This is a genomic window from Veillonella sp. Ser01 (genome assembly GCF_053850375.1).
Window position 1 is genome coordinate 188,727 of sequence record NZ_JBSPUA010000002.1, and the last position, 26,476, is coordinate 215,202.

Here is a 26,476-nt window from a genome sequence, read left to right on the forward strand (position 1 = left end):
ATATTGCTATATTGCTATATAAAGGTATAAAGAGAGAGTATGATTCAAGTTCTTCTAACCTACATCGTTAATGTTATTATTGTATTTATCTTTTTCCCAATTTTAGAGTCTGTAGTTCAATATATATATCCTTTTTCTTGGGCTTGGCTGATGAAACCGCTACAATTAGCGGATAAGCTAGAGGTGTATATTGTTATAGCCGTTGCTTTACCTATTATTGTGGCTATTGGATTGTTTTTGCCTCCTTTTAGCTGGATTGCTCATGCCATGCAAGGTGAAAGAAAACCAACAGCGGAAGAATCGGCCTATCTGGAACCATTATTTGAAAAACTATGTAGCTATAGTGGGGTAAAACGTGATTCACTTACGGTACGTATGCGTAACGATGAGGATATCAATGCCTTTGCTTCTGGAATCAATCATATTACCATATATACAGGGGCCTTGCGAGCGTTAAGTGAGGATCAATTGGTAGGCGTTTTGGCTCATGAATTAGGCCATTTACGTCATCGCGACACCATCTATTTAACAATAACCTATGCTATGGATCGACTAGGGCAATTGATTTTAAATTTTGTCATATTGCTGAATTTTGCTCTAAATATACTGGCGATTATCCCCATTGTTAACATTGTAGTTCGCATTATTCAATTAGCCCTTATCATTATGATTACGGCAGTGGAATATATATTACAGTTACCAAAGTGGATTACCTATTATTTTGATAGCCGTCGTCGTGAGTATGCTGCTGATGCGTACGCTGTATCGATTGGCTTGGGCCGAGAATTGCGGGATGGACTCGTTTCATTGGGCCTTGCAACTGACCAAATTGGCATCCTTGAAAATGGAGAATTATATGATCGTGAAAGTACGGGATTTTTTAGTCGGTTGTTTATTACCCATCCAAAAATGATTAAACGAATTCAGCGCATCGATGAAGGTGTAGAGGTATACGAGCTGAAAGAAAGTCTTATGTGGAACCGACTGTTAAGGAAGTAGGCACCCATATCACATAGAGGCAAAATAGAATCCTTACTATAGAGGCTTTTACCTGTAAATACGAACGATTAGCAAATTTAATATAATTATCATTCGGAATATTTAGCTCCATTCATTGAATGGAGCTTTCACATATGGTACAATTATCCTATAAGAAATCTAGCTTTTATCATGCAAAGGAGACATCATGATACCACGTTATACACGAGAAGAAATGGGCCATATTTGGAGCGAGCGCAACGAGTTCGATACAATGTTATTAGTAGAAACATTGGCATCCGAGGCGCAAGCTGAGTTAGGTGTTATCCCTAAAGAAGCGGCTAAAGCCATTCGCGAAAAGGGCAATTTCGACGTTGAGCGCATTCATGAAATCGAAAAGGAAACAAACCACGATATCATTTCCTTCGTAACAGCAGTAGGCGAATATGTAGGTCCTGAAGCGGCTAAATACATTCACCTTGGCCTTACATCTACTGACGTTAAAGATACAGCGCTTGGTTACATGATGAAACAAGCATGCGATATCTTGATTGAAGACTTGAAACGTTTGCATGAAGTATTGCGTCGCCGTGCAGCTGAATTCAAATATACACCTATGATTGGTCGTACTCATGGCATTCACGGAGAACCAACTACATTTGGCTTGAAATTAGCATTGTGGATGGCCGAAGTAGAACGCGACATCGAACGCATGGAACATGCTCGTAAAAGCGTAGCTGTTGGTAAATTATCTGGTGCAGTTGGTACATACTCCAACATCGATCCATTCGTAGAACAATATGTATGCGAAAAATTAGGCCTTGAACCTGTAAAAATCGCTACGCAAGTCGTACAACGTGACCGCCACGCTGAATTATTGTCTACTATCGCTGTTGTAGGCGGTACATTGGATAAAATTGCGTTGGAAATCCGTCATTTGCAACGTACTGAAGTGCGCGAAGCAGAAGAATATTTCAGCCCTAAACAAAAGGGGTCCTCTGCGATGCCACATAAACGCAACCCTATCACTTGTGAAAGAATCTGCGGCATGGCGCGCTTGCTTCGCGGTTATGCTCAATCTGCTTACGAAGACCAAGCTTTGTGGCATGAACGCGACATTTCCCATAGCTCTGTAGAACGTGTTATCTTACCGGATGCAACAATTGCATTGAACTACATGCTTCACCTTACAATCCGTACCATCGATAAATTGTTAGTATATCCTGAAACAATGCTTAAAAACCTTAACCTTACAGGCGGCCTTGTATTTAGCCAAACAATTTTGACTCACCTTGTAGACAAAGGTGCAGTGCGTGACGAAGCATACCGTTGGGTTCAAAAATATGCTATGGAACGCTGGCTTGAAGGCAAAGATTTCGCGACAGGTCTTAAATCTGATGAAAACATCAAGAAATATATGACTGCTGAAGAAATCGATGCATGCTTCGATCCGCATAAATTATTGAAACATGTTGATACAATCATGGCTCGCTTTGGCCTATAATTGTAGGGTGCTTCCCATATAACATATGAAAGACTAGGGTAGGTATAGACCAACAAGCCTATGGCACATGCATTAGGTGTTGGCTATATCTGCTCTTTTTATTTTGGACATAATTTGTTATTTACACTATTTCGGGCATAAACATAAGCTAGTTCCCTAGTAAGCATCTCTGTATCTTAGGGAAAGTTAGCTGTTGTATTAGGAGGTTATATGAAACGTATTATACGAAAGTACGGACCGCCCATTTTTCATTGTATTAATGATTTTGGTCAAGGTTCGTTGGCCGCATTGATTCCGTTTTTTATTGCTAACTTTGGCCTTAATTACTATCAATCGGCGACCATTATTTTCTGTAACACCGTGGTGGCCTCTATTGCGCAGCCTGCATTGGGCTACGTGGCCGATCGGTGGCGCGTACCTTGGTTCATTCCTGCCGGCTTTACGGTGACTCTCGTGTCCATTAGTTCTATGGCACTAGCTACGAGCTATGAAATGATTCTCGCCCTGTCACTTTTAGCTGGCGTAGGGGCCGCACTATTCCATCCTGAGGCGGCGCTCCTTGTGAAGCGTACGCAATCTCATGAAATTGGTAGTGCTATGGGGCGCTTTGCGGTAGGTGGCAGCGCTGGCTTTGCACTGGGGCCGCTTCTTGCTGGTGGTGTGTACATCTTTGGCGGTCATTTTCTTTGGCTATTCACGGTGATTGCTTTGATTGGCGTATTACTTTATGTGTATGCCTTTACAGACTCTAGGGATACCGATGCGATTGGTGAAAGTAAAAATTCTGATAAATCTACCAGTGCGGGTATAAATGATTGGGCGAGCTTTGGTAAGCTGTTCTTTGTCATAGCTTCTCGATCTATCCTATTCTCTGTGCTATCTATCTTTATTCCTATCTTGTACATTACCGTTATTAACGGTGAAGCTAGCGCCTCTAGCTTGGCTCTAACCATGTACTTTGCAATGGGCGCAGTCCTTACCTATATGGGCGGGGCTTTATCCGATAAATTAGGATTCCTGAAAACGGTGCGCTTAGGTAATCTTATCTTCTTGCCATCCGTTTTAGTATTTATCTTTGTACCAAATATATGGGGCTTTTTCGGTGCTATGATACCGATGGCCTTTGGCGTATTCTCACAATATGGACCAATCACCGTACTCGGTCAAAAATACCTTGCTAAAAATGCAGGATTTGCATCGGGAATTACCTTAGGCCTAGGCATTACTTTAGGTGGCCTTGTAGCTCCGTATATAGGCCATTTAGCTGATATCTATGGTGTGCAAACAGCTTTGATGACATTGATACCTGTAGGACTTATGGGGCTCCTCATGAGCCTGTGTCTTAAAGAACCAAAATAGTGCTAGTACAATAAAAAGAATAAAAATGTAGAGATTTCGACTAACTAAAATAGAATATTTTGATTAGATAAAATGTCAATATATGGGAGGTGACTAATGGTCACCTCCCATTTGTTTACTTTCGAAGGTTAGATATTTATATTGGTTATAGTAAGACTTTGACTTTCAATATCTTTACTAGATATATGTTTTAACATATAATTTAAGTGAAGATTTCTTCTAGTATTAGGAGGAATATGATGGATACATTTTCTGTAGTCTTTTATGAAACTCTAAGTGGAGAAAAGCCAGCAAAAGTATTCTTAAATGAGCTTTCAGATAAGCAACGAGCTAAAACAATTCGAGATCTAAAGATACTTGAATTATATGGCAATCGCTTGAGAGAGACTCAGTCTAAACATTTAGAAGATGGTATTTATGAGTTGCGAACGAAGCAAGGTTCAAATATTTCTCGGATCTTATATTTTTTCTTTGTAGGCAGACGAATTGTATTAACAAATGGTTTTGTAAAGAAGTCTATGAAAACACCTAAAAGTGCAATTGAACTAGCTGTTAAATATAAACGTGATTATATTGAGAGGTATACATAATATGGAAACGTTAGATCAATATTTAGAGAAACAATTAAAAAATCCGAAGTTTAAAAAAGAGTGGGATGAGTTAGAGGATGAATATCAAATCATTCAAAATATTGTAGAGGCTCGTCTCGCAGCTCACATGACTCAGATGCAGTTATCTGAATTAACAGGTATTACCCAGTCTGATATTAGTAAGATTGAAAATGGTAATGGAAATCCTTCTTTGAAAACTTTGCAGAAAATAGCGCGTGCTTTTGGGAAGAAACTAAAGATTGAATTTGTATAAATACTTTCACAGAGTCCGAACATTGTTGTATAATGTTAGTGAATTATTTAGACTTTCACATGGAGGATATAGATATGGCAACAAGTATGGTTATCGGCACTCAATGGGGTGACGAGGGTAAAGGTAAGATCGTTGACTGGATCGCGGAACGTGCGGACGTTGTAGTGCGTAGCCAAGGTGGTAATAACGCAGGTCATACTGTTGTAGTAGATGACAAAGCATTTGCGCTTCGCCTTTTACCAAGTGGTATTTTGTATGATAACAAGCAAAATATCGTTGGTACTGGTGTTGTAATTGACCCTAAAGTATTGTTACAAGAAATTGAAGGCCTTGAAAAACAAGGTAAATCTGCAAAATCCCTTCATATTTCTGATCGTGCACATGTTATTATGCCATATCATATCGCTTTAGATAATGCAGAGGAAGCATCTAAAGGGGATGCTAAAATCGGTACTACCAAAAACGGTATCGGTCCGTGCTATGCTGATAAAATTAATCGTATTGGCATCCGTATTTGCGATTTGTATGATTTGGATACATTCAAACAAAAATTAGCATACAATGTAGAATTCAAAAACAAAATGCTTACTAAGGTCTATGATGCAGAACCTGTTAACTATGATGAAATCTTAGCGGATTACATCAAATATGCTGAAGCATTGAAACCATATGTAACAGATACTAATATTGCTGTTCTTAAAGCAGTTCAAGAGGATAAAAAGGTATTGTTCGAAGGAGCGCAAGCTACTATGCTTGACCTTGATCATGGTACATATCCATTCGTAACATCCTCTCATCCAATCGCAGGTGGTGCCTCCACAGGCGCTGGTATTGGTCCAAACTACTTGAAAAATATCTTCGGTGTAGTAAAAGCTTACGCAACACGCGTTGGTGCAGGTCCATTCCCTACAGAGCTTCTTGATGAAACTGGCGATAACCTTCGTGAGCTTGGTCATGAGTTCGGTACTGTGACTGGTCGTCCTCGTCGTTGCGGCTGGTTAGACCTTATGGTTGTAAAATACGCTGCAGGTCTTAACAGCCTTGATTACCTTGCAATCACTCGTTTGGATATTCTTGATACTTTTAAAGAATTAAAAATCTGCGTAGGTTACAAATTGAATGGTAAAGACGTAGAAGGCTTCCCAGCTAACTTGAAAGATCTTGAAGCGTGCGAAGCTGTTTACGAAACATTACCAGGCTGGGAAACTGATATCTCTGGTATCCGTAAATACGAAGACCTTCCTGAAAATGCTCGCAAATATGTAGAACGCATTGCAGAAGTAACAGGCGTACCTTTGGGTATCGTATCTGTTGGTCCTAACCGTAATCAAACTATCGACTTAGTAAACGTATTCTAAGCTATACTAATTTGATATAGTACAAATGATTGCATTCGATAGCATCGATGTAGTGGTATAATTTCTAAAATTTTACTGCTATACAATCGATTTATAGAATTATACAGATGAGGCTCCTCTAAGAGGAGCCTTTTGTAATGAAATGAATTAGACTACAAAAAAAGTATAATATATCTAATCCTTTCGGTTGCTAATATGGTGCGGTATATCGAAGTATGCTATAAGGTTATCGTAAAAGGTGTATATCGAAAATTCTATAGAAAAATATTGCATAAAATCTTTATATATACGGTTTGATGTATAACTAAATAAATCTATGAGATGAAAATTTATTTAAAATATTCATGATATACAAACTATGACGTGATTAAATCAGTTTATAATGTGGTAAAAATTACTCATCTATATGAAAATGGTATTCACAATAAATTATTAAGATACAAATATAAAGAAAAAAATAGATTTACATTAAGAAATAGTATATAATAGAGTGAAGAAAGTAGATTGATATTTTTTGATACGGATTTGAGGAGTTAAAGATATGGTTGAAGTTTCTTATGAACGTTTAGCTACGATTTTTAAGGCATTAAGCGATGAAACAAGATTACACATCATCGATATGTTGTCTTGCAATGAATTATGTGCAGCTGATATTTTAGCTAGCTTCAATTTGTCTCAATCTACGTTGAGCTACCACATGAAAATCTTAATTGATGCAGGTGTAGTTAACTCTCAACGTAATGGCTTATGGACTCGTTATTCCATTAATGAAGCTACATTTGGCGATATTTTAGAGATCATCCCTCAATTATATAAATCTAAGGATGAGTGTATTTGCGCACAAATTAAATACTGCCGTATTTCTGAGCACGAAAAAGAAGCGTAACAATGAGACGATGGATTATGCATGTTGATATGGATGCATTTTTCGCGTCCATCGAACAATTGGATCATCCAGAATATAAAGGCCACCCCGTAATTGTGGGTGGTCTTTCTTCACGTGGTGTCGTTGCTACTTGTTCCTATGAGGCGCGCAAATATGGTGTTCATTCCGCCATGCCTATTTCACGGGCTAAGAAACTTTGTCCCGATGGTATCTACGTATATCCTCGGATGGACCGTTATAAAGAGGTATCCCAGCAGATTTTTTCTATTATGAGAGAATTCACTCCTTACATTGAGCCTCTATCTATCGACGAAGCCTTCCTCGAGGTGAGCGGTATGTCTACTATGTACAGTGGCCCTAAAGCGCTTGGCCGTGCTATTAAAGACCGTGTATTTGAAAAAACTGGACTCATCATCTCTGCAGGCTTAGCACCGAACAAATTCCTTGCTAAACTAGCTTCCGATTTAGATAAACCAGATGGCCTTGTAGTCATACCTTACGGCCGTGAAAAAGAAATCTTAGCTCCGTTACCGATTAAACGCATTTGGGGCGTAGGTCCTCGTACGGAGAAAATCTTGAAAACAGGGGGCTTTCACTTGATGCGTCATATTCAAGCGTTGCCTGATGAAAGCAGTTTAATTCCCCTCGTAGGCAACCAGGCGCGCCGCATATGGGAACTAGCGAATGGGATTGACGATAGACCGGTGGAAACAGATCGTAAAATACAGTCTATCGGAGCTGAAGAAACCTACGAAGAAGATTTAACGGATGGCAGTGCTATAGAACTAGAGTTTAGATACTTTGCGAACCGCTTATCAAAACGATTAAGAAAACGGAACCTCTTAGGTCACACCGTGTCTATTAAGGTTCGTTACGATGATTTCACCACCGTATCCCGCCAAAAGCGGTTAGATACGCCATCGGACCATGAGCATGTGTTCTTTGAAACGGCTTTGCTCTTATGGAACAAACTGATGCAAGATAAGACCAGTAAAAAACGGAAAGGCACAAAGAAAGACATTGAAGTGTTAGGAGCTACTACGAAGGTTAAATCTACAAATTTAAAATCTATTAATTCAAACTATAGTAGTTCAAACTATGGTGGTTCTAGTGAGATTGCCTTTATGGATCCTCCGGGTCCTATCCGTTTATTAGGCCTTACCGTGAGTGGTCTCGATGAAGAGGTGCCTATGCAAGATAGTCTTTTCGAATCACCTAAAAATGAGACTGAAAATAAACTAGCTGGTGTATTGGATTCCTTAGAGTCTAAGTTTGGTGAGACAGCTGTTATGAGTGGGGCTCTATGGCAGCGCTTTCACGGAGACAATGGAACGCGTAGAAAACGATCGGAACTCAAGTCTGCAGTAGATGCTCGTGGAGATGCATCGTCTAATCCGGCAGATGATACACGGCCTAATACAGTGGATGATACAGCCACCAATGAGGACGCACAAGCTACTGAGCCGAAGGCCCCTAAAAAATTCTGATGAACTCATATTGAATACTTTCACTAAAGTATTTGTTCATGTTACAATATGAATATAGTGTTAATAAATTACCGCAAGAGAGGTATAGATATGAGTTTATTTCGTGTAGCCATTCATTATGGCATCAACAGCAATGGTTTCTTGTCCTATGACACAGAAACAAAAACAGTGTCCGTAGATTTACCTGAACAAGAGTGGGCTGATAAGGTTATCGCTTACTTGAACAATGAACATGCCATCGAGCATGCTACAGGTCTTGATACATATGAACGATTGAATGTAAAACCATTAGAATCTTTGGATAATCTCAAATTAGCTTTAACACGCATGTGGGAAGCTATTGACGTACAAGTCGACTGGAGCCGTCCAGCGTAAGCAAAACGACATAAACAAAATGCACCTTGTATCCTAATATCGTAGGAACAAGGTGTTTTTTTGTCTTATTTTGGTAGATTCATATGCAATAGATTAACCTAGTTAATCATAAGAAATAGTGATCCACTAGTCAGATATAATACGTGGGTTCTCAATTTCTCGCTTTAAATGATAGAGTGTATACACGATTTATACAGAATTAGTATTGTTTTGTTTTAAAAGATATGATAAACTAAAAACAGATTAATAAATAATGATTATCCGCTAGTAATTATCTTCTAATAATCATTATTTTCATTAAGATGATATGAAGTATTAAATTATGTAAAGACAATTATTATTTTTTTTCTAAGTAGGAGACAATAATATGAGTGATGAAAAAAAACTAACGACAGCTTTTGGCGCTCCTGTACCGGAGAATCGTAATTCTGCAACAGCAGGCAAACGTGGTCCTGTATTGATGCAAGATGTTTGGTTGATGGAGAAATTAGGCCATTTTGCGCGTGAAGTAATTCCTGAACGCCGCATGCACGCAAAAGGGTCTGGTGCATTTGGTACTTTCAAAGTAACAAATGATATTACTAAATATACAAAAGCAAAACTTTTCTCTGAAGTAGGCAAGGAAACACCAGTATTTGTACGTTTCTCCACAGTTGCAGGCGAACGTGGTGCCGCTGATGCAGAGCGCGATATTCGTGGTTTTGCTGTAAAATTCTATACAGAAGAAGGTAACTGGGACCTCGCAGGTAACAACACACCAGTATTTTTCATCCGCGATCCATTGCAATTCCCTGATTTGAACCGCGCTGTAAAACGCAATCCGAAAACAAACCTTCGCGATGCAACAGCAAACTGGGACTTCTGGTCTAGCTTGCCAGAAGCCATTCACCAAGTAACAATTGTAATGAGTGATCGTGGTATTCCTAAATCCTACCGCACAATGCACGGTTTTGGTAGCCATACATACAGTCTCATCAATGAAAACGATGAACGCGTATGGGTTAAATTCCACTGGGTTTGCCAACAACCGATTGAAAACCTCTCCAATGCTGAGGCGGCTGAGCTTGTGGCTAATGACCGTGAAAGCCATCAACGCGACCTATTTGATGCTATTGAACGCGGTGATTTCCCTAAATGGAAATTATGTATCCAAGTGATGACAGAAGAGCAAGCTAACAACATGCCATACAATCCATTTGACTTAACAAAAGTATGGTACCACGATGAATTCCCATTGATCGAAGTAGGTGTAATGGAGCTTAATCGCAATCCAGAAAACTACTTCCAAGATGTAGAACAATCTGCATTTGCACCTTCTACCATTGTTCCAGGTATTTCTTTCTCTCCTGATAGAATGCTTCAAGGTCGTTTGTTCTCCTATGCCGATGCACAACGTTACCGCCTAGGTGTTAACTACCATCAAATTCCTGTTAATGCACCTAAATGTCCTGTAAACAGCTACCATCGTGATGGCCAAGGTCGTGTGGATGGTAACCATGGCTCTACAATTGGCTATGCACCTAACAGCTTCGGCGAATGGGCTGAACAACCTCAATTCAAAAACCCTGGCCTAGACGTATCTGGTGCAGCATACCAATACGACTTCTACGAAGACGATTCTGACTTCTACACACAACCAGGTAAGTTGTTCCGTCTCATGAGCCCTGAACAACAACAAATCTTGTTCGAAAATACAGCAGCGGCTATGGATGGCGTACCTGATTTCATTAAAGAACGCCATGCAAAACATTGCTACCAATGCGATCCAGCTTATGGTGAAGGCGTTGCTAAAGCATTGGGTATGAACATCGATTTCAGTGACGTAAAATAAATAGTACTATAGATGCTATTTACATAATATAGATACTCTATCTGAATAATACAAACAATTAAAAGAACTTCCTTAAATTAAGACGAAGCCCCTCCTTGCTATGTAACTCATAGTAAGGAGGGGCTTTTGTCGTGGTGAGTGCATTTAAATATCGCTAATCAAATTTCTTATTAGTTAAGTCCTGGTACATAAGCTTAGCAATTTCATACTGTGGATTGCCGGCTTGCAATTGGTGGGATGGTAGTTTGAATACAGCTTCAGTTCTTTCCTCTTTCTTGATATCGATGCCTTTTACATCTTCGGACCGACTTATGGAAATGGTATGTGTTGTTGGATTTATGAAGTATGCATTTACATCGATGCTGAAAGCTTTGTTTTCGTCTTTTCTCATGATTACACGTAGAATCATAGCTGAAATAGCAGTAGTGCCATCTTTTTCACCTAATAGCTGCTTAGATGTATAGTCCACATAATCTGCATAGACATAAATATCGCCTGGCTTTGCATTGTCATAATCTTGTGTATAAGCCTCTACTAAACGCAAATCGAGTTGTCTGCCGAATGGTCTAGAGAACATTTCACTTTGTAATACGCGTGTTTCACTAACAGGTGGATAGGACGGTATTGGTGTTAAACCTTTTATCATATCTGTGCGTGTTTCATCTTTTCTTTTAGCCTGACGTTCTGCAGTAACCTTATCTAAGCGTTTACGCTCCCTTAACATGGCCTTCTCTTGTTCTTCTTTTGTCTTGTATGTTTTTACAGCTACGACACGGTTGCCAGCCATAGTTACTGTTGAATAGATAGGCTTACCGTTGGTAGGTTTTCCCTTAGAAGCATTAAGCGTAGATTGTACCATAGCTGGTGTTGCGCTCTCGATAGATTTTTTTAACTCTGGAAGATTGGAGTAATCCATCTCAATCACTGCAGAGTCTGTACTTTCAGTTGGCTGGATAGGTGTAGCCCCATACGCAGATGATATAGCCAATATAGCTAATAGTGAACTGGTAATAATCGAACGTTTACATAGTTTCATTACATATACCTCTTTTTATAAGAAATCTCTAATACTATCAACAATCGTATTATAGCATGGTTCTCGTATAGATAGATTTAAACATAATCTGATAGGATATAAATTTATAGAGGACTTTAGCATAACCATGTAGAATTACATTGTGTATTGTATTTATACAGATAGCAAATGTGGTTAGGAGGCAATTATGAAACGTAGTAGTTTGGCATGGTATGTAGCGGTGGCTTGTCTTGGTGGTAGCCTTTGTGTCGGTCCTGTAGTACAGGCGGATTCTCCGACGACGGTGAAAGCAAGTAGCGTCGTTCCTAGTGCTGTTACAACTCAGGACGAGCAGGCAGCACTTAAGCAAAAGCAGCAGTACCAAGCTGACACAGAGACGATGGGCCTGTTATGGATGCGCAGCTCTGCTGAGTACAGAGCGTTAGCTTATCAGGGGTATAATGTGGCGCTGAATATTGTTAAAATGGCTGTTGCTGATCCTTCTCATCAGAGAAAGCCTTTAGCTATCGTTCTTGATGCAGATGAAACAGTAGTGGATAATACTAAACTGATGGGTGAAAGCATCGCTAACGGCAATGGTCGATTCGATGCTCCTTGGTGGCGCGCGGCAGTTCATAAAGGCGAATCTCGTGCTATGCCAGGTGCGGTCGAATTTTTAAATGAAGTACATAAACAAGGTGTAGAAATCTTCTACGTATCAAACCGTTACGCCCCAGTAAACCTTGATGTAACGATACAAAACTTTAAAGAACTAGGCTTCCCATCCGTTGATAAAGACCATGTACTACTATTCGAAAAAGACTCTGACAAACAACCTCGCTTTGATGCGATTGCTAAAAAATATGCTATTGTTCTATTCATGGGCGATAACGCTGGTGATTTCCAGATTGGCACAAAAGGTAAGACACTAGCTGAAAGAAATGGCATCATCGATGCTCATAAAGAAGACTTTGGTACTACCTTTGTAGTATTCCCAAACCCTGCTTACGGATCTTGGGTAAGTGCATTAGCTAAAGGCTACCAAAACCTCAGCCCAGAAGAACAAAAACAAGTAAATAATCAATACCTACAACAATAAGGACGCCTTGCGTATACTTTATTAAAAACGATATAATAAAGTATACATGCGTCTATAGCTCAGTAGGATAGAGCAGCAGTTTCCTAAACTGCGTGTCACTGGTTCGATTCCGGTTAGGCGCACCAGTATAGAAAAGAAGGCATACAGCTTTTATAAGCAGTATGCCTTCTTTTTTGTATTATCTTGCAATTCTTATGAGCTAGAATTATAATATTAGGGTAATATTCATATTTTATTCATATTTTGACAATGAATAGTGTATAGAGGGGTACAATAAGATTCAAGTTCCATTAGATAGGTTTGAATCTTTTTTTAGGTTTATTGTTTGTGTTGTCTTAAAAGGGGGAAAACACATGAAAAAAGAATTGCTGTTAACAGCCATGATCACTGCAACTATAACTACAACAGGGTTTGCAGCATCCAATTTAGATATTAGTGCTACAACTGCTGCGCCATTAAGTATGCAAAATTCTATTGCTTATGGTGGAAATAACAAAGTTGAGAATGGTATGTTCTCCCCTGTAAATAATATATTGCTCGGTGGTGACAACAATACAGTTCGACCTTCTGCTTCGAATAGTATCACTTCTGGTATGAATAATACTGCATCTGGTCCGGGCAGTATCGTAGCAGGTTGGTATAATACAAACTCTGCTACTCACAGCTTGGTAGTAGGTACTAGCAATACTGTTGGTGGTACTAATAATATCGTAGGCGGCTTTGGCCATGCCAATAATGACAATGCGATTAACTCTTTATTAGTTGGTTCATATAATAGTATTGACGGACATGACTCTGTGGCTTTAGGTAAGAATAATACCATTAAAGGAAATAATGCTTTAGTAGGTGGTACTGGTGCTAAGGTTCAAGGTAATAATTCCATCGCCTTTGGTGATACTGCTAAAGCAACATACGATGATGCATATGCAATTGGTCGTAAAGCAGAAGCAACTGCTCAAAATACAGTTGCTATTGGTAATAATGCAAAGGCTAATAACGCAATGGGAACTGCGATTGGCTATAGTGCAAAGGCAAAAAATGACTATGCTACCGCAGTAGGTTATATGAATACTGCATCTGGTAATCAAAGTTCTGCTTTGGGATATGAAAATGAAGCAGTTGGTCATAACGCATCTGCATTAGGTTCTAACAATACTACTAGTGCTGATTATAGTAATGCTATTGGTTATAAAAATACGGCTTCAAATTCACAAGCTACAGCAGTTGGTGTTCAAAATACAGCTTCTGGTGATTCAGCTTTTGCAGCTGGCACCTTATCTAGTGCAACTAAAAAAGACTCCGTAGCTATTGGTCATACTGCTAATGCAACTGGTGAATACACTGTGGCTATTGGTTCTAATGCAACAGCTATCATTGATAATTCTGTAGCTCTTGGTAACAATGCAAAAACAAATGATGTAGTTGGTACTGCTTCTATTGCAATTAACGGTGAAACACATATTTTTGCTGGTGGTACTCCAGTAGGCACTGTATCTGTTGGTGATACTGGTAAAGAAAGAACTATTACCAACGTAGCAGCTGGTCGTATCGATGCAACTTCTACTGATGCTATTAACGGTAGTCAATTAAATGCGGTTATTAATTCTTTGAATTTCCCTACCGTAGTTAATGGTGATAACACAACAGTGTCTGAATCTGTTAATATTAATGGCGGCAAAGAATTTAAAGTTGATGTTAATAAAAATTTAACAAATATGAATTCTGCTGTATTTAAAGATACTTCCACTAGCTGGAGCGATTTTAAACATTTGGCTGAAATCCCTACAATGAGTCATTTGGATAAGCGTGGTGAAACTAAGCTTGATGGCAGTGTTATTGAACTCCACAATACAGCTGTAAACGGAGAACCTGAACAATTAACTGCTATTAATGGTAAGAAAATTACATTTAGTAGAGCTGGTGATTATAAGACAGATGTAGACGTTGATGGTATTTTTACAATACACCACGATCAAGGTATGAATGCATACGCTGGTGGTATTGATGTATGGGGATATAAAGATAATGATGACACTACCGAATTAAAAGAAATGACATTCTCTGTTAGTAACGTTAATGTTGGTGGTCAACAAATTCATGGTGTTACTGCTGGTACAGAAGACACTGATGCTGTCAATGTATCTCAATTGAAAGAAGTTAAACAACTTACTGTCGATAATAAAAAAGCTATCGAAAATCATGAGGGTCGTATCGGTGATTTAGAAAATAAAGTTATTGATGTTGGTCATGATACTTTGAATCAAGCTAATAACTACACTGACTCTCAAGTAGCTAAGGTGGGTGCAGCTTCTGCAGCACTAGCTGGCTTGCATCCATTAGATTTTGATAAACATGACAAATGGTCTTACTCCGTTGGCTTTGGTAATTATAAAAATGCTAATGCCGCGGCCTTAGGTGCATTCTATCGTCCTAATAAAAATACAATGTTTAATGCTGCTACTACCGTTGGTAATGGCCGTAATACAATCAGCTTAGGTGCTAATTTCAAATTTGGTAAAAGCTCTGAAGAGGTAACTACTGAAGATGCGGCACAACTCAAGAAAGACATGAAAGATCTATCTGAAAAGTATAATGAATTAGCACAAAAATATAATGAATTGGCAGCTAAATTAGAATCTAAATAAATTAGAAGCTAAATAAGAATCTAAATAAGAATCTAAATAGTGTGATTAATACCCCTACAAGACGTATCTTGTAGGGGTATTTTTTTTTTCTATTAAATATGAAAGTACAGTGTCTATATAATATGTATTTCTTTTAAATGTAAAAGTACGGTGCTTTTATTATAAGTATTCCTTAATAATGATATAATTAAGATACATATTCAGTTACATATTACAGGTAAGCGATGGTATATAGTGGAGAGTGTATATGAGCTTTTACAATTGGATTCAAGAAAAACTGTTTGATAATTACGAAGAATGGCGTATGAAGAGCTCTAATTATAATCGGAATGGTTTTAACATAGTCGGAATAGATAATACACTGCAGGCTATGCGTGATGGTTATTTTATGTACGTGGAGCTATATCCACCTCATGCCATCGATGGATGTACAGCTATGAAAGCACGTGTAGGTAAAACGCAGGATGCAGTAGATTTATTCTTAGATATAGATGGTAAGACCTATCGTATGGCTGATGTAAGTTATCCTGATGCAGTGAAGATGATGCGGGCTTTTGTGAAAAAACGCAGAGTACCTGATTGTAGTTTGTGTGTAGAAGTAGCGTATCTAGATATAGAGCAGATGAAATCGACATTTACAGAGCTGGCAACGTTGTTGCTAGGCAATGTTAAACAAGCTAACTCTTTTATGACTAAGGCAAAGTTAAACTCCATGGAAGACTTAGAAGATAGCTGGTGGAACCTCTATGAGAAACTACAGTCTAAAGGTCGCGCTGTAGAGCTATCTTTAAAAATTGAATTAGAGGATTTTATTTATCATGTGCAGAAGTTAATACGTAACAAGTCTTTAGATACTAGCGAAAATCTAACTATTGATACAGCAGGATTAGATGAAGAACAATGTATTATGGACTGGTGTGCACATGTTAATGCCACATGGAAAACGCATAAGTTAGTAGATATGGACATAGGAACAGATAGCTTTGTGCTCATAGTGCTTTCATATGAGGAATTCAAAACAGCCCAAGAACTAGCGAAAGAATTATTACATAGAATCGATGTAGCTGAACGCTCATGATATAACAGAAATTATGATGAGTAGCGTGATTATAATGTAGGAGAGAATCATATGAGTATTGTACGTTTACCAGAATATGAAGCCGAGTTTGAGCCGGAAGTGTTTGAGATTTATGCATTGCCGCGCAGTGATGCGAATGGGGCGAGTCCTTATTTAGAGAAGTACCATAGACCATTAGTGTCCACCGATGCTATCCTAGATACTCGAACTGGCGTGCTTGACCGTAGCGAAGGCATTTTGACGTGGATTATTGAGGGCCTTGATGATAGATGGGGTTATTCTTTTGAGCCGCACGGTGTCTATAAACTGTTAGTTAAGAAAGCAAAACGATTAGAGGACTTGGGCTATATGCGCCCGGCTTGGAATAATCGCTATTATGTGCTTGAGGTGTTAGAGGAACATGCCAAACATAGCGAGTTAGAGGCGTTGTCGGCGTATTTGAAAACCCCTAAATACCTTCATACTGACAGGGGTGACTTCCTGTTAAATCGAGAGTATCAATATTACACAGCGAGAATTGATAATTATGCATTCACCCTTGATGTAGACGAGGGTTCTGATGAAAGCTGCACCGTAGCGTTGGCGGTTTTCAATAAAATCGATAATTTCAAAGAATTTGAACAACGAATTAGCGCATACATTAGTGAACACTTACTAGACCTCGCTAATTATTGGCTCGATAACGACGACCAAGATCCGATTACAGCAGACATATTTGCCAAACGTATTACTATGGGCGAATTGGTGTTTCGCAACGATGGCACCATAGAGGTCTATTATGACGACGATGATATTTTCTGGGGACACTGCATCATAGCCAATATTGATGCGGATGGAAACCCTGTTAGTGCGGATATTGCAGGATAATGAACTAGTGGAGAGAGACGATGGAAAATCTGTATAAAGAATTAAGAAGCTTTTTTGCCAATGATATTGATCTAACTGATTTATTTGATTCCGAAGCTATCATCTGGATTGACTGGCGCGAGTATGACGAAGATGTGGTGAACTATTTCAATGATATGATGGCTGAGCCTATCGATATTAAAACGGTTAGTAATGGCAAGGCTTATGGTGATGATATTGTGTTACAAAAAGGCGATAAAGAGCTGCAAATTCCTTACGGTGATGAGCAAGATCGAGATGTGACCATCAAATATTTCAACGATTTCGTTCAGCCTGATTATGAGGTGCGTTGGTTTGCTGAAAGCCTTGGAAACGATACGCTCGGCTTTACCGTGCTTTCAGGGGCAGAATGGGCTAATTTAAAAGATGAATTTGGTGCAGATACAGTTCGTTACTATTTCGAGCCTATCAATCTTGAAAGTAACATGTTTAATCTCGACATGGATGAAGTTTCTGCATTATTAGAATTACGAGAAAATAATAGATGAAATAGAGAGATGAGAGAATCAATAAGAGGGAAGAATATGGATTATTTAAAACTATTGTGTGAAGATTCTAACTTGGCAGCAGATTTTGATATGCTGTTTGATTTCTGCCTATTAGACGGGTTGGAAGAACGTGATACTGCTGAAGGGCGATGCACATTCTCTTTACCCGGCAAAGCCTTTGCTCGTGATGGTGCCGGTGGCGAATATCATCAATTAGAGGATGGCTCTATCGGGTATATGAGTAGCGAAGGAGAATGTGGTCGCATAGCTGAAAGTGTAGATGATTTAATTCATTTATTGGTATATAGCATTTGCTGGCATGATTATTGTGACGCTAGCCAATATACGGACATATCTACTCTCGAAGCCTATGCCGATGAGCGTCATGATGAAATTGCTTCTTATACAGAAATGGATGTATGGGAAACCGTTGTTCAGGCACTAAGCATGCCTTTAGAAGCAAATGTGGCTGCTGAATTGCAAAAGTTCTATGATGCGGCACATCGAGAACCTTTATATACAAGTTATTTCCATGAAGATGATGGAACTGTTACAGAATCACAAAATCTATTTTTCTAGACGTATTGTTTAAAAGGAGAATTATATGGCTATTGATGGAGTAAAAATCATAGATAGTGATGATGGCCATGATATTTATAATTTAATTGTTGAGCGCTATAGAGATGGCACTAGTATTGATACCATTGTTTCAGAAATTTTGGCTGAAGAGCAGAATTTTTGTACTGACGAATTCTATACAGAAATTTATTGGACTGCCGTAGCCTATTCGCTGTGGAAGATAGGTCATCTGCCACAGGATATCAAAGAGAAAGCCTTAGATATAATTGGGAAGGGCGCTCATGAGTTTTGGCTAGAAATTGATAGTAAGGCGCTCAAACAGCGTCAAAAGGTGTTAGATAGATTAGCTGTACAGCTACAAAGTGAAAATCCAAAACCGCTTAAGGTTCGTAAATCTAAAACAAAGCGAGAACCTCATTTTAAGGTGGGCGATGTGTTAGCAGTTAAGTTTGAAAACGAGTATGGAGCTGTTTTTGTATCTGACGTGGATCAATCACCGCGGAAAATCGAGTACCATTTGGCCTGTACGAGACTTTTACAAAAAGAAAAACCTACAATGGAGCAGTTTTTAAATAGTAAAATCGCCTGCCGCAAAGACAATACTAATTTCGGTATCGATACCGACTGTTGGTTTAATCATAAAGACCTAGGCCTATTGCTAGACCATTTAGAAATCATTGGGGCTGTTGAACTATATCCGTGTAAATTGTGGACACTAGCACCAAGAGGCACGTTGGAAGATATCTATGAGGAGATTACAGATGAGCCAAGAATAGGTAGACTTCACCTGATAGATACTTATGAATTGGTGAAAGAGGTTATTCAGAAATAATCATCGGGAGAATGCGTTACTATAAAGGTGTAAATTTAATGGATACTGTGACGAAACAATATATAGAAACTGTAAAAGTCAGTGATATACCCTGGCATCGGTTGACCACAAGTTATGGTCGTGCCACAGATTTTCCTGATTATCTTGCGGTGTTGTGGGATATGAAGGACGTTGATGCAATTGATGCGGCAGGTGAAGAGCTGGCCCAAAACATTGAGCATCAATCGACTTTATGGCATGCTACACCATTTGCTATGGTTTTCTTGCTTCGTATTTTTAAGAAAGCCTTAGAAGAGAGAACTCAGAATGAAGTAGCTCATTATTTAGTAGAACAATTGGTAGATTTATTTACTGTGATTGCTGAGTGTATCAGAGATGGTCTTATGCTAGAACATGCAGATCCACTACCAAGTTTTGCGGATATGCTCAACGAAGAATATCTTTGGTCTGAAGAGTACGATGAAGACGAAGATATTCTCAGATATGAGGAAGAAGAAGTATTTCCGGATGACCTATTCTTTAGTTTCTACTACTATTCTTCACAAGTGCTTCTATTATGTAAGCCATTGTTAGACAAAAATAACAAATATGAGGTTACATTGCTAGAATTGTTGACAGAGATTGAGAACTAACTATCAGTGGAGGCTCCGAATTATTCGGCATTTATGGAGATTATAGATTCCTAAGTAACTATGTAAGTTTTAGATTACTGAGTATCTAGGGAGGTTTTAGATTATGGGACTTATTGCAAATTATAATTGTGTAAGTGATAAAAATTTAAAAGAGCTCAAGGGTTTAGGCTCATCAGAGGAAGATCTTTTTGAAACCGTTGAAGAGTGGAGTGATGAGGACGAGTTATTGCTCGACATCGATAAGATGTGGGATGTCCTTCACTTTGTGCTTACTGGTGTGAGTACTGATCATAGAATAGACGATAATCCACTTAGTCAAGCTGTGCTTGGTGTAACGCCGATTGAGGACTTATCAGAGTATATGGCTTATACGGAACATTCCAAAATAGCTGATATCGTGACGGCTCTAGAGCAGTTTGATATAGAACAAGCACTGGAATCTTTCGATATGAAAGCCTGCAAAGAAGCAGAACTATACCCAAAAATTTGGGATTATGATGAGGAAGAAGAGGAAATCAAAGATGAAATTCTCCACGATTTCGAGCAGATGAAAGTGTTCTATAAAAAAGTGCTAGACACAAAGGGTCATGCAATAGTTACGATTTGTTAAGACGCGTACGTGTATGGCGTAGATAAGGAATACAAAATGGCTGCATTAAATGAAAAGCAGATCAGAGATGGCTTTAATTATTTCTATAGGGATGAGGAGCATCCAAAGTCTGTAGTAGAAGTCTCTGAATATGATGGCGAAGATAAATTAATTATTAATTGCACACAGTTAGATGAAGGGTATTCTGCTAAAGATAAGAAACGCATTTTACAGGAGTGGTGTGATTTTTTAGTTGAACATCCAGATACTTTTACAGAGCTCATGTTTTGTACAAGAATGCCACAGGAGTTATTTGATGCGGTGTGTGCCCAACGGAGACTCAAAAATTTACATATAAAATGGGGCGTTTATCCAGATATTTCAAAATTAGAGAACTTACAAGAACTAGAATATCTACACATTGGGTCCGGAAGAAGTGTATCGAGCTTAGAGCCTATTTCAAGATTAGTAAATTTAGTAGCGCTGTCGATTGAAAACTTTCAACAAATTGATGATTATACGCCATTAGCTAATCTAAAACATCTTGAAAGTCTTGCCTTAGAAGGTGACTTCGCTGCTCCTAAAATTCTTAAGGTTCAATCCTTAGAATTTCTACGCCATATGAAACAGTTGCGCTTTTTTAGCTTTTTAACGGCAAAGGTGATAGATAAAGACTACTCTCCCATTTTAGAACTTAATAATCTAGAACATCTTACGTTAAAATCTTGTAAAGAGGTTAAGCAGTTGTATCCTCAATTCGTTAAACTACCAAAATTAAAATATGGCACAGTTTTAGAACGACCAGAATTATATGAGAAATAAGGCTTGAGATATAAGTCATGAGCTATAACTTATAAGACATAAAAGGGAGTAATCATAATGGATAAAGCGCGTAAAAAGGAATTATTGAAAGACTATAAAGCTAAAGAAAAACAGAATTTTAAAGATAGCTTACCTATGGACGAAGAGTTGTTTTGGAATCTCTTTGACTATGTAGATGAGAAATTAGAGACAAATGATGGTTGCGATCATAGTTTGACTTTCACTAGAGAATTCTTAGAAAAACAAAAGGTAGATGTGGAAAGCGTACTAGACTGGATTGTCAACGAAGGTGGTGGTTGTGACTGCGAGGTTCTCTATAATGTAGAAGAGAGATTTGAAGAGTAATATCTATGTAATTGGGAAGGTTTTCGTATACAGTTTGTTTTTGACTTAGCGCAAACTGTAAGCAGTCTAATGTAAATTTATTTGTGATTTTGGTAACCAAGTAATCTTTGGTAAAAAATCATAGTATACTAGAAATGTTAAATACTTCTGGCGATATTAGCAATTTTGTCTAAGAAACGCCGACGTTTTTCGTCCGAACTGTTTTCTGTGCCCGCCAACTGGGTATGTGTAACAGGTTTAATGCCACAGGATTTCAGAACCTGATTTTTTAATACCTTGCCATAGTCCTGAATAAACGGCGTCAAAAAGACGGGAGTGTTATGTGTGGTGATAATCCAGGCTGATTTCCCTTGTAAATGACCTATAAGGCCTCTTTTACCATAGGAATAGGCAAAGCCCGCTGTAAATACGCGATCGATAAAGCCTTTAAGTACAGCCGGCATACCGCCCCACCAAATAGGGTAGATAAAGATGATATGGTCCGCCCAAGTAATCAAATTACGATACTTTTCCATGTCCGGCACAGTGCTTAAATCTCGACGTTTGTGCATGTCATCGAATCGCAATACGGGATCGAATGGCTCCTCATATAGATCCAAAGTGTTCACATTATGCTCTTTTGAAAGATTCTGTTGCACTACTTTCAGAATAGCGCTATTAAAACTCTGATGATTAGGATAGGTGTAAATGATTAAAATGTTCATGGCTAGTTCCTTTCTAATTAATTATCGTTGCTTGAGAGAATCTGTATAATAAAATGGTATCTATATTAAGTTAAAGTCTAGTGAAGAGCATCTATTTTGAAAGTAAATGATGATAGAATTTACTAAGGATGTATTGTTAATTCCTTCTATTTGCAGGTGTTACCATAAAAGTTTATAGTATAGGCATGTGATGGATATAATCACATGTCTATTTTTTATAAGGAGGACGCTATGCAACACGTTCAAACCCGCAGTACTACGTCCGCGTTAGTACTCACAGCCGTATTGATTGCCCTCGCAACACTGTTTACCATGTACACGAAAATTCCAGTACCTGGCATTCGCGGCTATTTCAATGTTGGAGATGTCGTTATTATGACGTCAGCTCTATTATTAGGTCGAAAATATGGCGCCTATATTGGTGCTATCGGCCCAGCGTTAGCTGATTTATTCCTCGGCTACGCAGTCTTTGTACCAATCACCTTTGTGGTGAAAGGCATTGAAGGCTATCTTGTCGGTACTGTCTATAACCATAAGACAACTACCTCTGCCTTGGTGGCAACCATTGTAGGTGGCATTACCATCGTAGCAGGCTATTTTATCGCCGAATACTTTGTATTCGATCCAGGCGTAGCCATTGCTGGTATTGTAACTAATACTATTCAAGCCGTTATGAGCGTTATTATTAGCATGATTCTCTATGCTATCTTGCGTAAACGCCTTAGGTAGTAAATTGACAGTCTCTAGAATTCAGACTATACTATAAGTACAAAAGAGCCAGTTAACGTGTTCTAGGCGTTAGGCTCATCAAAGAATGTTGAATTTGATAAACCTAACGTGTCTAAGTATTGCAGTACTTAGTCGCGTTAGGTTTATTTTTTTACTTAATTTGTATTAATATTATTTATTGAATAAAACATAAGTTCGATATATAATGTGATTAAGGTAGTCGACGAGGTTGGGTAGCCCTTTTTCTTTGAAGGGGGTGAAGCCTATGAGTGCCTACGAAATCATTATGATTGTCCTTGGGATTTTAACTGTAGTTATTTCCTTTGGAGCATTGATAGTGCTGATTTGTCGTAATAACGACAAATAGCCCTTCGTTACCAACTGGTAGCTGAAAACGAAAGGCCATTTCTACATGTTTTATAATGTTTTGGGATGAGCCTAACGGAAGCACTCGTTGGCTATCTCTTTATTACATTATAATAAGATTGGTGTATATCGTCAATCTCATTATAATGTAATGTACATTGAGGAATTCCATCGGAACCCCTCTCTTTTTATTGCAGTTCACTCTTTAATTCAGGATATTCCTTTCTTCAAAAACCGCTTTTACTGTAAATAGTGCATTCAGTACGCGTGGGAATCCCGCATAGGGGGTGCAATGTGTGCAGACCTCTACGATTTGTTCTGGTGCGATACCGACATTGAGTGCCGCGTTGGTATGTACTTTCAGCTGTGCCTCGCAACCGCCTAGCGTTAAAAGGGACGCGAGTGTAATCAGTTCTCGTTCCTTGAAATCCAGATTGGGGCGTGTGTAGATGTCGCCGAATATCTCGACCAATAAATCGGCTATGGCCGGTGAAATTTCTTGAATTGTGTTATACACCTCCTCGCCGTGCATCCCGTCAATCTGTTTCAATGTGTTCATACCGATGTTAAAACGTGTTTCTTTCATAATTATTACCTCCGTCTAGACGTATGATATATGCTCGAGTATACTTGAGGTCAAGGTGGTGAAAGTATGAAAATCGGTGAATTTTCAAAATTGGTGGGACTGTCCATTTCCACATTGCGATATTACGAGGATCAAGGGTTCCTGCACATCGAGCGACAGAACGGCATTCGCAATTACCATGCGGAGGATGTGGGCTTTGTGCAGTTTATTAAACGCTTGAAAGATATGGGAATGCCGCTTGCGAATATCAAGAAATATGCGGATTTGCGGTATGCCGGAGCTCATACGGTTCATGAAAGAATGACACTGTTGCAAGAACACTATCGATTTATTGATGCTGAAATCAAACGATTGGAAGGTTATAGGAATAATCTAGAAGATAAATTGAAGTTGTATGAAACTGTAATAAAGAAAAATGAGATTGATTAGGTTCTTTATTGTAGATATTATATAGTCTTTGTATCAATAGGGAGCCAATGGTCATTATATCAATATAGAGCTCGACTTCTAAGGTATGGTATAATACTTTCATTATGTAGTGAGAAAAGGAGATCTAAATGGCAAATTTACCTAACTGCCCTAAGTGCGGCGACGAGTACACATACGAAGATGGTCATATGTTTATCTGCCCTATGTGTGGCAATGAATGGACAGAAGCTGACGCGCAAGCTGCAGCTGAAGCAGGTATCATTCGCGATGCTAACGGCAACGAGCTAGCTGATGGCGATACAGTTGTTGTTGTAAAAGACCTCAAAGTAAAAGGTGCGGGCATCTTGAAACAAGGTACGCGCGTAAAAAATATTCGCCTCATCACTGGTGCCAGCGATGGCCACGATATCGATTGCAAAATCGATGGTTTCGGTGCGATGGCATTGAAATCTGAAATGGTTAAAAAAATCTAATATAAGGAATCCCTACCGATATATCCGGTAGGGATTTTTTCATATCATAAATGGTATAATCAACGTATACTGCGTGTAGTGTGAGAGTATTTAGGCGAGAGGAAACTATGTTAAAACGTGTTGTGTTACTAGCCGTATTGGCGTCTATGATGGGGACGGTTAGTTCTTTGGGGGCTGATTTAAAGCCTACAGATGAGCCTAAGAAAAAATAAAGGAGCACTTATGGAATCTACAAAAGATTTAGAGAAATACACTTACGACCTACTGGCGGAGCGTGGCGTTACGGTAGAGGATATTGCAGAGCTCGTTTTATACGTTCAAAAACCGTATATGCCGAATTTAAAGATTGAAGAGTGCCGTGAACATGTGGCATCCGTGCTTTCAAAACGAGAGGTACACAATGCGATAATTACGGGCATTGAGCTCGACAAGTTAACGGAACAAAATAAACTATCTCAGCCGTTGCAACGCATTGTGGCTAATGATGAAAGCCTCTATGGCATCGATGAAATTCTAGCCTTTTCCATCGTTAATCTGTATGGTTCTATTGGCTTTACGAACTATGGCTATTTAGATAAGGTGAAGCCGGGTATTATCAAAAAGCTAGATAGTAAAGAGGGCGGTCACTGTAATACATTCCTCGATGATCTCGTAGGTGCCGTGGCAGCCGCTGCAGCAGGAAAGCTAGCTCATAATGAGCCACACCGCGTACGTCATGCGTTAGCTGAGGAAAAAGAATAAATGACTGCTATTGATGTTATCTAGAATTAATAGTATAACTAGTAGTGTAGTGAATAATTAATGTATTCTTTGTAGACTATATACAGGAGGAACTATGCAAAAGGTTCTGGTTGTTATCGATATGCAAAACGATTTTGTAGATGGTGCCCTTGGTTCAACGCAAGCACAGATGATTGTAGATAATGTGCGCAAAAAGATTGAAAGCTTTGATGGACCTATTATTTTCACCCGCGATACGCATGGTATAGATTATCTTGAGCGCCAAGAGGGGAAAATGTTACCAGTGCCGCACTGCGTGAAAAACACAGAAGGCTGGCATATTGTGAAAGGTTTAATCGAAGCTGCAGAAGGGCGTCCTATCATGAGCCCTGTATCCTTCGTAGATAAGCCGAACTTTGGGTCCTTTGAACTACTATCTCGTTTAGAAGGTATGAACTCGGTAAATCCAATTGAGTCTATTACACTTGTTGGCTTATGTACAGATATTTGCGTTGTTTCTAATGCGATTATATTGAAAGCCGGCTTACCAGAAATTCCTGTTTACGTAGATTCTAGCTGCTGTGCTGGCGTTACGGAAGAATCCCATCAAGCAGCATTAACAACAATGAAAATGTGCCAATGTATCGTTGAATAATTATCTTGTTATCACTATAGTAGATTGAATTACATCGGTGTATAGTGATTAACATATACTATTGATGCATAGTAAACATATAGCATTGAGTATTAGAATTTTATATTGCTAAACGAACCCAAAGGCTATAGGTTATCCTATA

Annotated in this window: 29 protein-coding genes and 1 tRNA gene; 27 read left to right on the top strand and 3 right to left on the bottom strand. The window is 38.8% G+C overall.

The genetic code is table 11. The features are described 5' to 3' along the window. The first annotated feature begins 39 nt into the window (after positions 1–39). The 10 genes from ACWTVK_RS04615 to ACWTVK_RS04660 all read left to right on the top strand — a co-directional run bounded on the left by ACWTVK_RS04615 (position 40) and on the right by ACWTVK_RS04660 (position 10,642). Complete coding sequence (locus ACWTVK_RS04615) at positions 40–999, top strand: M48 family metalloprotease (protein ID WP_456046085.1); 960 nt, start codon at positions 40–42, stop codon at positions 997–999. Between the two features lie 187 nt (positions 1,000–1,186). Then, positions 1,187–2,482, top strand: coding sequence for an adenylosuccinate lyase (purB, locus tag ACWTVK_RS04620; protein WP_005385009.1), 1,296 nt, complete (start codon positions 1,187–1,189; stop codon positions 2,480–2,482). A gap of 210 nt (positions 2,483–2,692) precedes the next feature. Then, the gene (locus tag ACWTVK_RS04625) at positions 2,693–3,841 is read left to right on the top strand and encodes an MFS transporter (protein ID WP_456046086.1); all 1,149 of its coding nucleotides are present in this window, start codon (positions 2,693–2,695) and stop codon (positions 3,839–3,841) included. Between the two features lie 236 nt (positions 3,842–4,077). Beyond that, positions 4,078–4,431, top strand: a complete 354-nt coding sequence (locus ACWTVK_RS04630) for a type II toxin-antitoxin system RelE/ParE family toxin (protein ID WP_456046087.1) — start codon at positions 4,078–4,080, stop codon at positions 4,429–4,431. A gap of 1 nt (position 4,432) precedes the next feature. Beyond that, positions 4,433–4,705 carry a helix-turn-helix domain-containing protein gene (locus tag ACWTVK_RS04635; RefSeq protein ID WP_119209202.1) on the top strand — a complete coding sequence of 91 codons (273 nt, stop codon included), beginning with the start codon at positions 4,433–4,435 and terminating at the stop codon, positions 4,703–4,705. A gap of 74 nt (positions 4,706–4,779) precedes the next feature. Beyond that, positions 4,780–6,063 carry an adenylosuccinate synthase gene (locus ACWTVK_RS04640; protein ID WP_119209203.1) on the top strand — a complete coding sequence of 428 codons (1,284 nt, stop codon included), beginning with the start codon at positions 4,780–4,782 and terminating at the stop codon, positions 6,061–6,063. Between the two features lie 541 nt (positions 6,064–6,604). Then, entirely contained in the window at positions 6,605–6,949 is a 345-nt protein-coding gene (locus ACWTVK_RS04645; protein ID WP_009352539.1) for an ArsR/SmtB family transcription factor, read from the top strand. A gap of 2 nt (positions 6,950–6,951) precedes the next feature. Then, positions 6,952–8,436 carry a DNA polymerase IV gene (gene dinB, locus ACWTVK_RS04650; RefSeq protein ID WP_456046089.1) on the top strand — a complete coding sequence of 495 codons (1,485 nt, stop codon included), beginning with the start codon at positions 6,952–6,954 and terminating at the stop codon, positions 8,434–8,436. Between the two features lie 90 nt (positions 8,437–8,526). Next, the gene (locus ACWTVK_RS04655) at positions 8,527–8,811 is read left to right on the top strand and encodes a hypothetical protein (protein ID WP_105086046.1); all 285 of its coding nucleotides are present in this window, start codon (positions 8,527–8,529) and stop codon (positions 8,809–8,811) included. A 367-nt stretch (positions 8,812–9,178) separates the two neighbouring features. Beyond that, on the top strand, positions 9,179–10,642 hold the full coding sequence (locus ACWTVK_RS04660; RefSeq protein WP_456046090.1) for a catalase: 1,464 nt from the start codon (positions 9,179–9,181) through the stop codon (positions 10,640–10,642). 154 nt (positions 10,643–10,796) lie between these two features. Here ACWTVK_RS04660 and ACWTVK_RS04665 read toward each other — a convergent pair whose 3' ends face one another. Then, complete coding sequence (locus ACWTVK_RS04665) at positions 10,797–11,678, bottom strand: hypothetical protein (protein ID WP_456046091.1); 882 nt, start codon at positions 11,676–11,678, stop codon at positions 10,797–10,799. A 187-nt stretch (positions 11,679–11,865) separates the two neighbouring features. Here ACWTVK_RS04665 and ACWTVK_RS04670 point away from each other — a divergent pair, with 187 nt between their 5' ends. From ACWTVK_RS04670 to ACWTVK_RS04725, 12 genes are all read left to right on the top strand, one after another. Beyond that, positions 11,866–12,756 (top strand): 5'-nucleotidase, lipoprotein e(P4) family, encoded by an 891-nt coding sequence (locus ACWTVK_RS04670; protein ID WP_456046092.1) that lies wholly within the window; start codon positions 11,866–11,868, stop codon positions 12,754–12,756. A gap of 48 nt (positions 12,757–12,804) precedes the next feature. Then, positions 12,805–12,881: transfer RNA gene (locus ACWTVK_RS04675), tRNA-Arg, on the top strand. 228 nt (positions 12,882–13,109) lie between these two features. After that, positions 13,110–15,401, top strand: coding sequence for a YadA-like family protein (locus ACWTVK_RS04680; protein WP_456046093.1), 2,292 nt, complete (start codon positions 13,110–13,112; stop codon positions 15,399–15,401). A gap of 247 nt (positions 15,402–15,648) precedes the next feature. Beyond that, entirely contained in the window at positions 15,649–16,479 is an 831-nt protein-coding gene (locus ACWTVK_RS04685; protein WP_456046094.1) for a DUF6630 family protein, read from the top strand. Positions 16,480–16,530: 51 nt separating this feature from the next. Beyond that, a complete protein-coding gene (locus tag ACWTVK_RS04690; RefSeq protein ID WP_456046095.1) occupies positions 16,531–17,346 on the top strand; it encodes a DUF2262 domain-containing protein in 816 nt (271 codons plus the stop codon). 20 nt (positions 17,347–17,366) lie between these two features. After that, positions 17,367–17,873, top strand: a complete 507-nt coding sequence (locus ACWTVK_RS04695; RefSeq protein ID WP_456046096.1) for a hypothetical protein — start codon at positions 17,367–17,369, stop codon at positions 17,871–17,873. 36 nt (positions 17,874–17,909) lie between these two features. After that, positions 17,910–18,452: a hypothetical protein gene (locus ACWTVK_RS04700; protein ID WP_456046097.1), complete on the top strand. Its 543-nt coding sequence runs from the start codon at positions 17,910–17,912 to the stop codon at positions 18,450–18,452. A gap of 25 nt (positions 18,453–18,477) precedes the next feature. After that, positions 18,478–19,284 carry a hypothetical protein gene (locus tag ACWTVK_RS04705; RefSeq protein ID WP_456046098.1) on the top strand — a complete coding sequence of 269 codons (807 nt, stop codon included), beginning with the start codon at positions 18,478–18,480 and terminating at the stop codon, positions 19,282–19,284. A gap of 38 nt (positions 19,285–19,322) precedes the next feature. After that, positions 19,323–19,916: a hypothetical protein gene (locus ACWTVK_RS04710; protein ID WP_456046099.1), complete on the top strand. Its 594-nt coding sequence runs from the start codon at positions 19,323–19,325 to the stop codon at positions 19,914–19,916. A gap of 103 nt (positions 19,917–20,019) precedes the next feature. Then, complete coding sequence (locus tag ACWTVK_RS04715) at positions 20,020–20,526, top strand: YfbM family protein (RefSeq protein WP_456046100.1); 507 nt, start codon at positions 20,020–20,022, stop codon at positions 20,524–20,526. Positions 20,527–20,562: 36 nt separating this feature from the next. Beyond that, positions 20,563–21,327, top strand: coding sequence for a leucine-rich repeat domain-containing protein (locus ACWTVK_RS04720; protein WP_456046101.1), 765 nt, complete (start codon positions 20,563–20,565; stop codon positions 21,325–21,327). A gap of 57 nt (positions 21,328–21,384) precedes the next feature. Continuing rightward, positions 21,385–21,672: a DUF2695 domain-containing protein gene (locus tag ACWTVK_RS04725; protein WP_298709265.1), complete on the top strand. Its 288-nt coding sequence runs from the start codon at positions 21,385–21,387 to the stop codon at positions 21,670–21,672. Positions 21,673–21,809: 137 nt separating this feature from the next. Here the strand turns inward: ACWTVK_RS04725 and ACWTVK_RS04730 are convergent, their stop codons facing one another. Then, complete coding sequence (locus ACWTVK_RS04730; RefSeq protein WP_273299002.1) at positions 21,810–22,376, bottom strand: NAD(P)H-dependent oxidoreductase; 567 nt, start codon at positions 22,374–22,376, stop codon at positions 21,810–21,812. A gap of 231 nt (positions 22,377–22,607) precedes the next feature. On the opposite strand from ACWTVK_RS04730, the gene ACWTVK_RS04735 reads away from it, so the two are divergent. Next, on the top strand, positions 22,608–23,105 hold the full coding sequence (locus tag ACWTVK_RS04735) for an ECF transporter S component (protein WP_303938511.1): 498 nt from the start codon (positions 22,608–22,610) through the stop codon (positions 23,103–23,105). Positions 23,106–23,676: 571 nt separating this feature from the next. On the opposite strand, the gene ACWTVK_RS04740 is transcribed toward ACWTVK_RS04735, so the two are convergent. After that, positions 23,677–24,057, bottom strand: coding sequence for a carboxymuconolactone decarboxylase family protein (locus tag ACWTVK_RS04740; RefSeq protein ID WP_456046102.1), 381 nt, complete (start codon positions 24,055–24,057; stop codon positions 23,677–23,679). 66 nt (positions 24,058–24,123) lie between these two features. Between ACWTVK_RS04740 and ACWTVK_RS04745 the strand changes: the two genes are divergently transcribed. From ACWTVK_RS04745 to ACWTVK_RS04760, 4 genes are all read left to right on the top strand, one after another. Further along, a complete protein-coding gene (locus ACWTVK_RS04745) occupies positions 24,124–24,486 on the top strand; it encodes a MerR family transcriptional regulator (RefSeq protein WP_456046103.1) in 363 nt (120 codons plus the stop codon). Positions 24,487–24,614: 128 nt separating this feature from the next. After that, a complete protein-coding gene (locus ACWTVK_RS04750) occupies positions 24,615–24,959 on the top strand; it encodes a zinc ribbon domain-containing protein YjdM (RefSeq protein WP_456046104.1) in 345 nt (114 codons plus the stop codon). A gap of 222 nt (positions 24,960–25,181) precedes the next feature. Continuing rightward, positions 25,182–25,700, top strand: coding sequence for a phosphatidylglycerophosphatase A family protein (locus tag ACWTVK_RS04755; protein WP_456046105.1), 519 nt, complete (start codon positions 25,182–25,184; stop codon positions 25,698–25,700). Positions 25,701–25,794: 94 nt separating this feature from the next. Continuing rightward, positions 25,795–26,334, top strand: a complete 540-nt coding sequence (locus tag ACWTVK_RS04760) for a cysteine hydrolase family protein (RefSeq protein ID WP_298709251.1) — start codon at positions 25,795–25,797, stop codon at positions 26,332–26,334. Positions 26,335–26,476 lie beyond the last annotated feature (142 nt).

Coding starts and splice junctions, on each gene's coding strand:
- ACWTVK_RS04615 (WP_456046085.1), top strand. CDS start 40: ATGATTCAAGTTCTTCTAACCTACATCGTTAATGTTATTATTGTATTT.
- purB (WP_005385009.1), top strand. CDS start 1,187: ATGATACCACGTTATACACGAGAAGAAATGGGCCATATTTGGAGCGAG.
- ACWTVK_RS04625 (WP_456046086.1), top strand. CDS start 2,693: ATGAAACGTATTATACGAAAGTACGGACCGCCCATTTTTCATTGTATT.
- ACWTVK_RS04630 (WP_456046087.1), top strand. CDS start 4,078: ATGATGGATACATTTTCTGTAGTCTTTTATGAAACTCTAAGTGGAGAA.
- ACWTVK_RS04635 (WP_119209202.1), top strand. CDS start 4,433: ATGGAAACGTTAGATCAATATTTAGAGAAACAATTAAAAAATCCGAAG.
- ACWTVK_RS04640 (WP_119209203.1), top strand. CDS start 4,780: ATGGCAACAAGTATGGTTATCGGCACTCAATGGGGTGACGAGGGTAAA.
- ACWTVK_RS04645 (WP_009352539.1), top strand. CDS start 6,605: ATGGTTGAAGTTTCTTATGAACGTTTAGCTACGATTTTTAAGGCATTA.
- dinB (WP_456046089.1), top strand. CDS start 6,952: ATGAGACGATGGATTATGCATGTTGATATGGATGCATTTTTCGCGTCC.
- ACWTVK_RS04655 (WP_105086046.1), top strand. CDS start 8,527: ATGAGTTTATTTCGTGTAGCCATTCATTATGGCATCAACAGCAATGGT.
- ACWTVK_RS04660 (WP_456046090.1), top strand. CDS start 9,179: ATGAGTGATGAAAAAAAACTAACGACAGCTTTTGGCGCTCCTGTACCG.
- ACWTVK_RS04665 (WP_456046091.1), bottom strand. CDS start 11,678: ATGAAACTATGTAAACGTTCGATTATTACCAGTTCACTATTAGCTATA.
- ACWTVK_RS04670 (WP_456046092.1), top strand. CDS start 11,866: ATGAAACGTAGTAGTTTGGCATGGTATGTAGCGGTGGCTTGTCTTGGT.
- ACWTVK_RS04680 (WP_456046093.1), top strand. CDS start 13,110: ATGAAAAAAGAATTGCTGTTAACAGCCATGATCACTGCAACTATAACT.
- ACWTVK_RS04685 (WP_456046094.1), top strand. CDS start 15,649: ATGAGCTTTTACAATTGGATTCAAGAAAAACTGTTTGATAATTACGAA.
- ACWTVK_RS04690 (WP_456046095.1), top strand. CDS start 16,531: ATGAGTATTGTACGTTTACCAGAATATGAAGCCGAGTTTGAGCCGGAA.
- ACWTVK_RS04695 (WP_456046096.1), top strand. CDS start 17,367: ATGGAAAATCTGTATAAAGAATTAAGAAGCTTTTTTGCCAATGATATT.
- ACWTVK_RS04700 (WP_456046097.1), top strand. CDS start 17,910: ATGGATTATTTAAAACTATTGTGTGAAGATTCTAACTTGGCAGCAGAT.
- ACWTVK_RS04705 (WP_456046098.1), top strand. CDS start 18,478: ATGGCTATTGATGGAGTAAAAATCATAGATAGTGATGATGGCCATGAT.
- ACWTVK_RS04710 (WP_456046099.1), top strand. CDS start 19,323: ATGGATACTGTGACGAAACAATATATAGAAACTGTAAAAGTCAGTGAT.
- ACWTVK_RS04715 (WP_456046100.1), top strand. CDS start 20,020: ATGGGACTTATTGCAAATTATAATTGTGTAAGTGATAAAAATTTAAAA.
- ACWTVK_RS04720 (WP_456046101.1), top strand. CDS start 20,563: ATGGCTGCATTAAATGAAAAGCAGATCAGAGATGGCTTTAATTATTTC.
- ACWTVK_RS04725 (WP_298709265.1), top strand. CDS start 21,385: ATGGATAAAGCGCGTAAAAAGGAATTATTGAAAGACTATAAAGCTAAA.
- ACWTVK_RS04730 (WP_273299002.1), bottom strand. CDS start 22,376: ATGAACATTTTAATCATTTACACCTATCCTAATCATCAGAGTTTTAAT.
- ACWTVK_RS04735 (WP_303938511.1), top strand. CDS start 22,608: ATGCAACACGTTCAAACCCGCAGTACTACGTCCGCGTTAGTACTCACA.
- ACWTVK_RS04740 (WP_456046102.1), bottom strand. CDS start 24,057: ATGAAAGAAACACGTTTTAACATCGGTATGAACACATTGAAACAGATT.
- ACWTVK_RS04745 (WP_456046103.1), top strand. CDS start 24,124: ATGAAAATCGGTGAATTTTCAAAATTGGTGGGACTGTCCATTTCCACA.
- ACWTVK_RS04750 (WP_456046104.1), top strand. CDS start 24,615: ATGGCAAATTTACCTAACTGCCCTAAGTGCGGCGACGAGTACACATAC.
- ACWTVK_RS04755 (WP_456046105.1), top strand. CDS start 25,182: ATGGAATCTACAAAAGATTTAGAGAAATACACTTACGACCTACTGGCG.
- ACWTVK_RS04760 (WP_298709251.1), top strand. CDS start 25,795: ATGCAAAAGGTTCTGGTTGTTATCGATATGCAAAACGATTTTGTAGAT.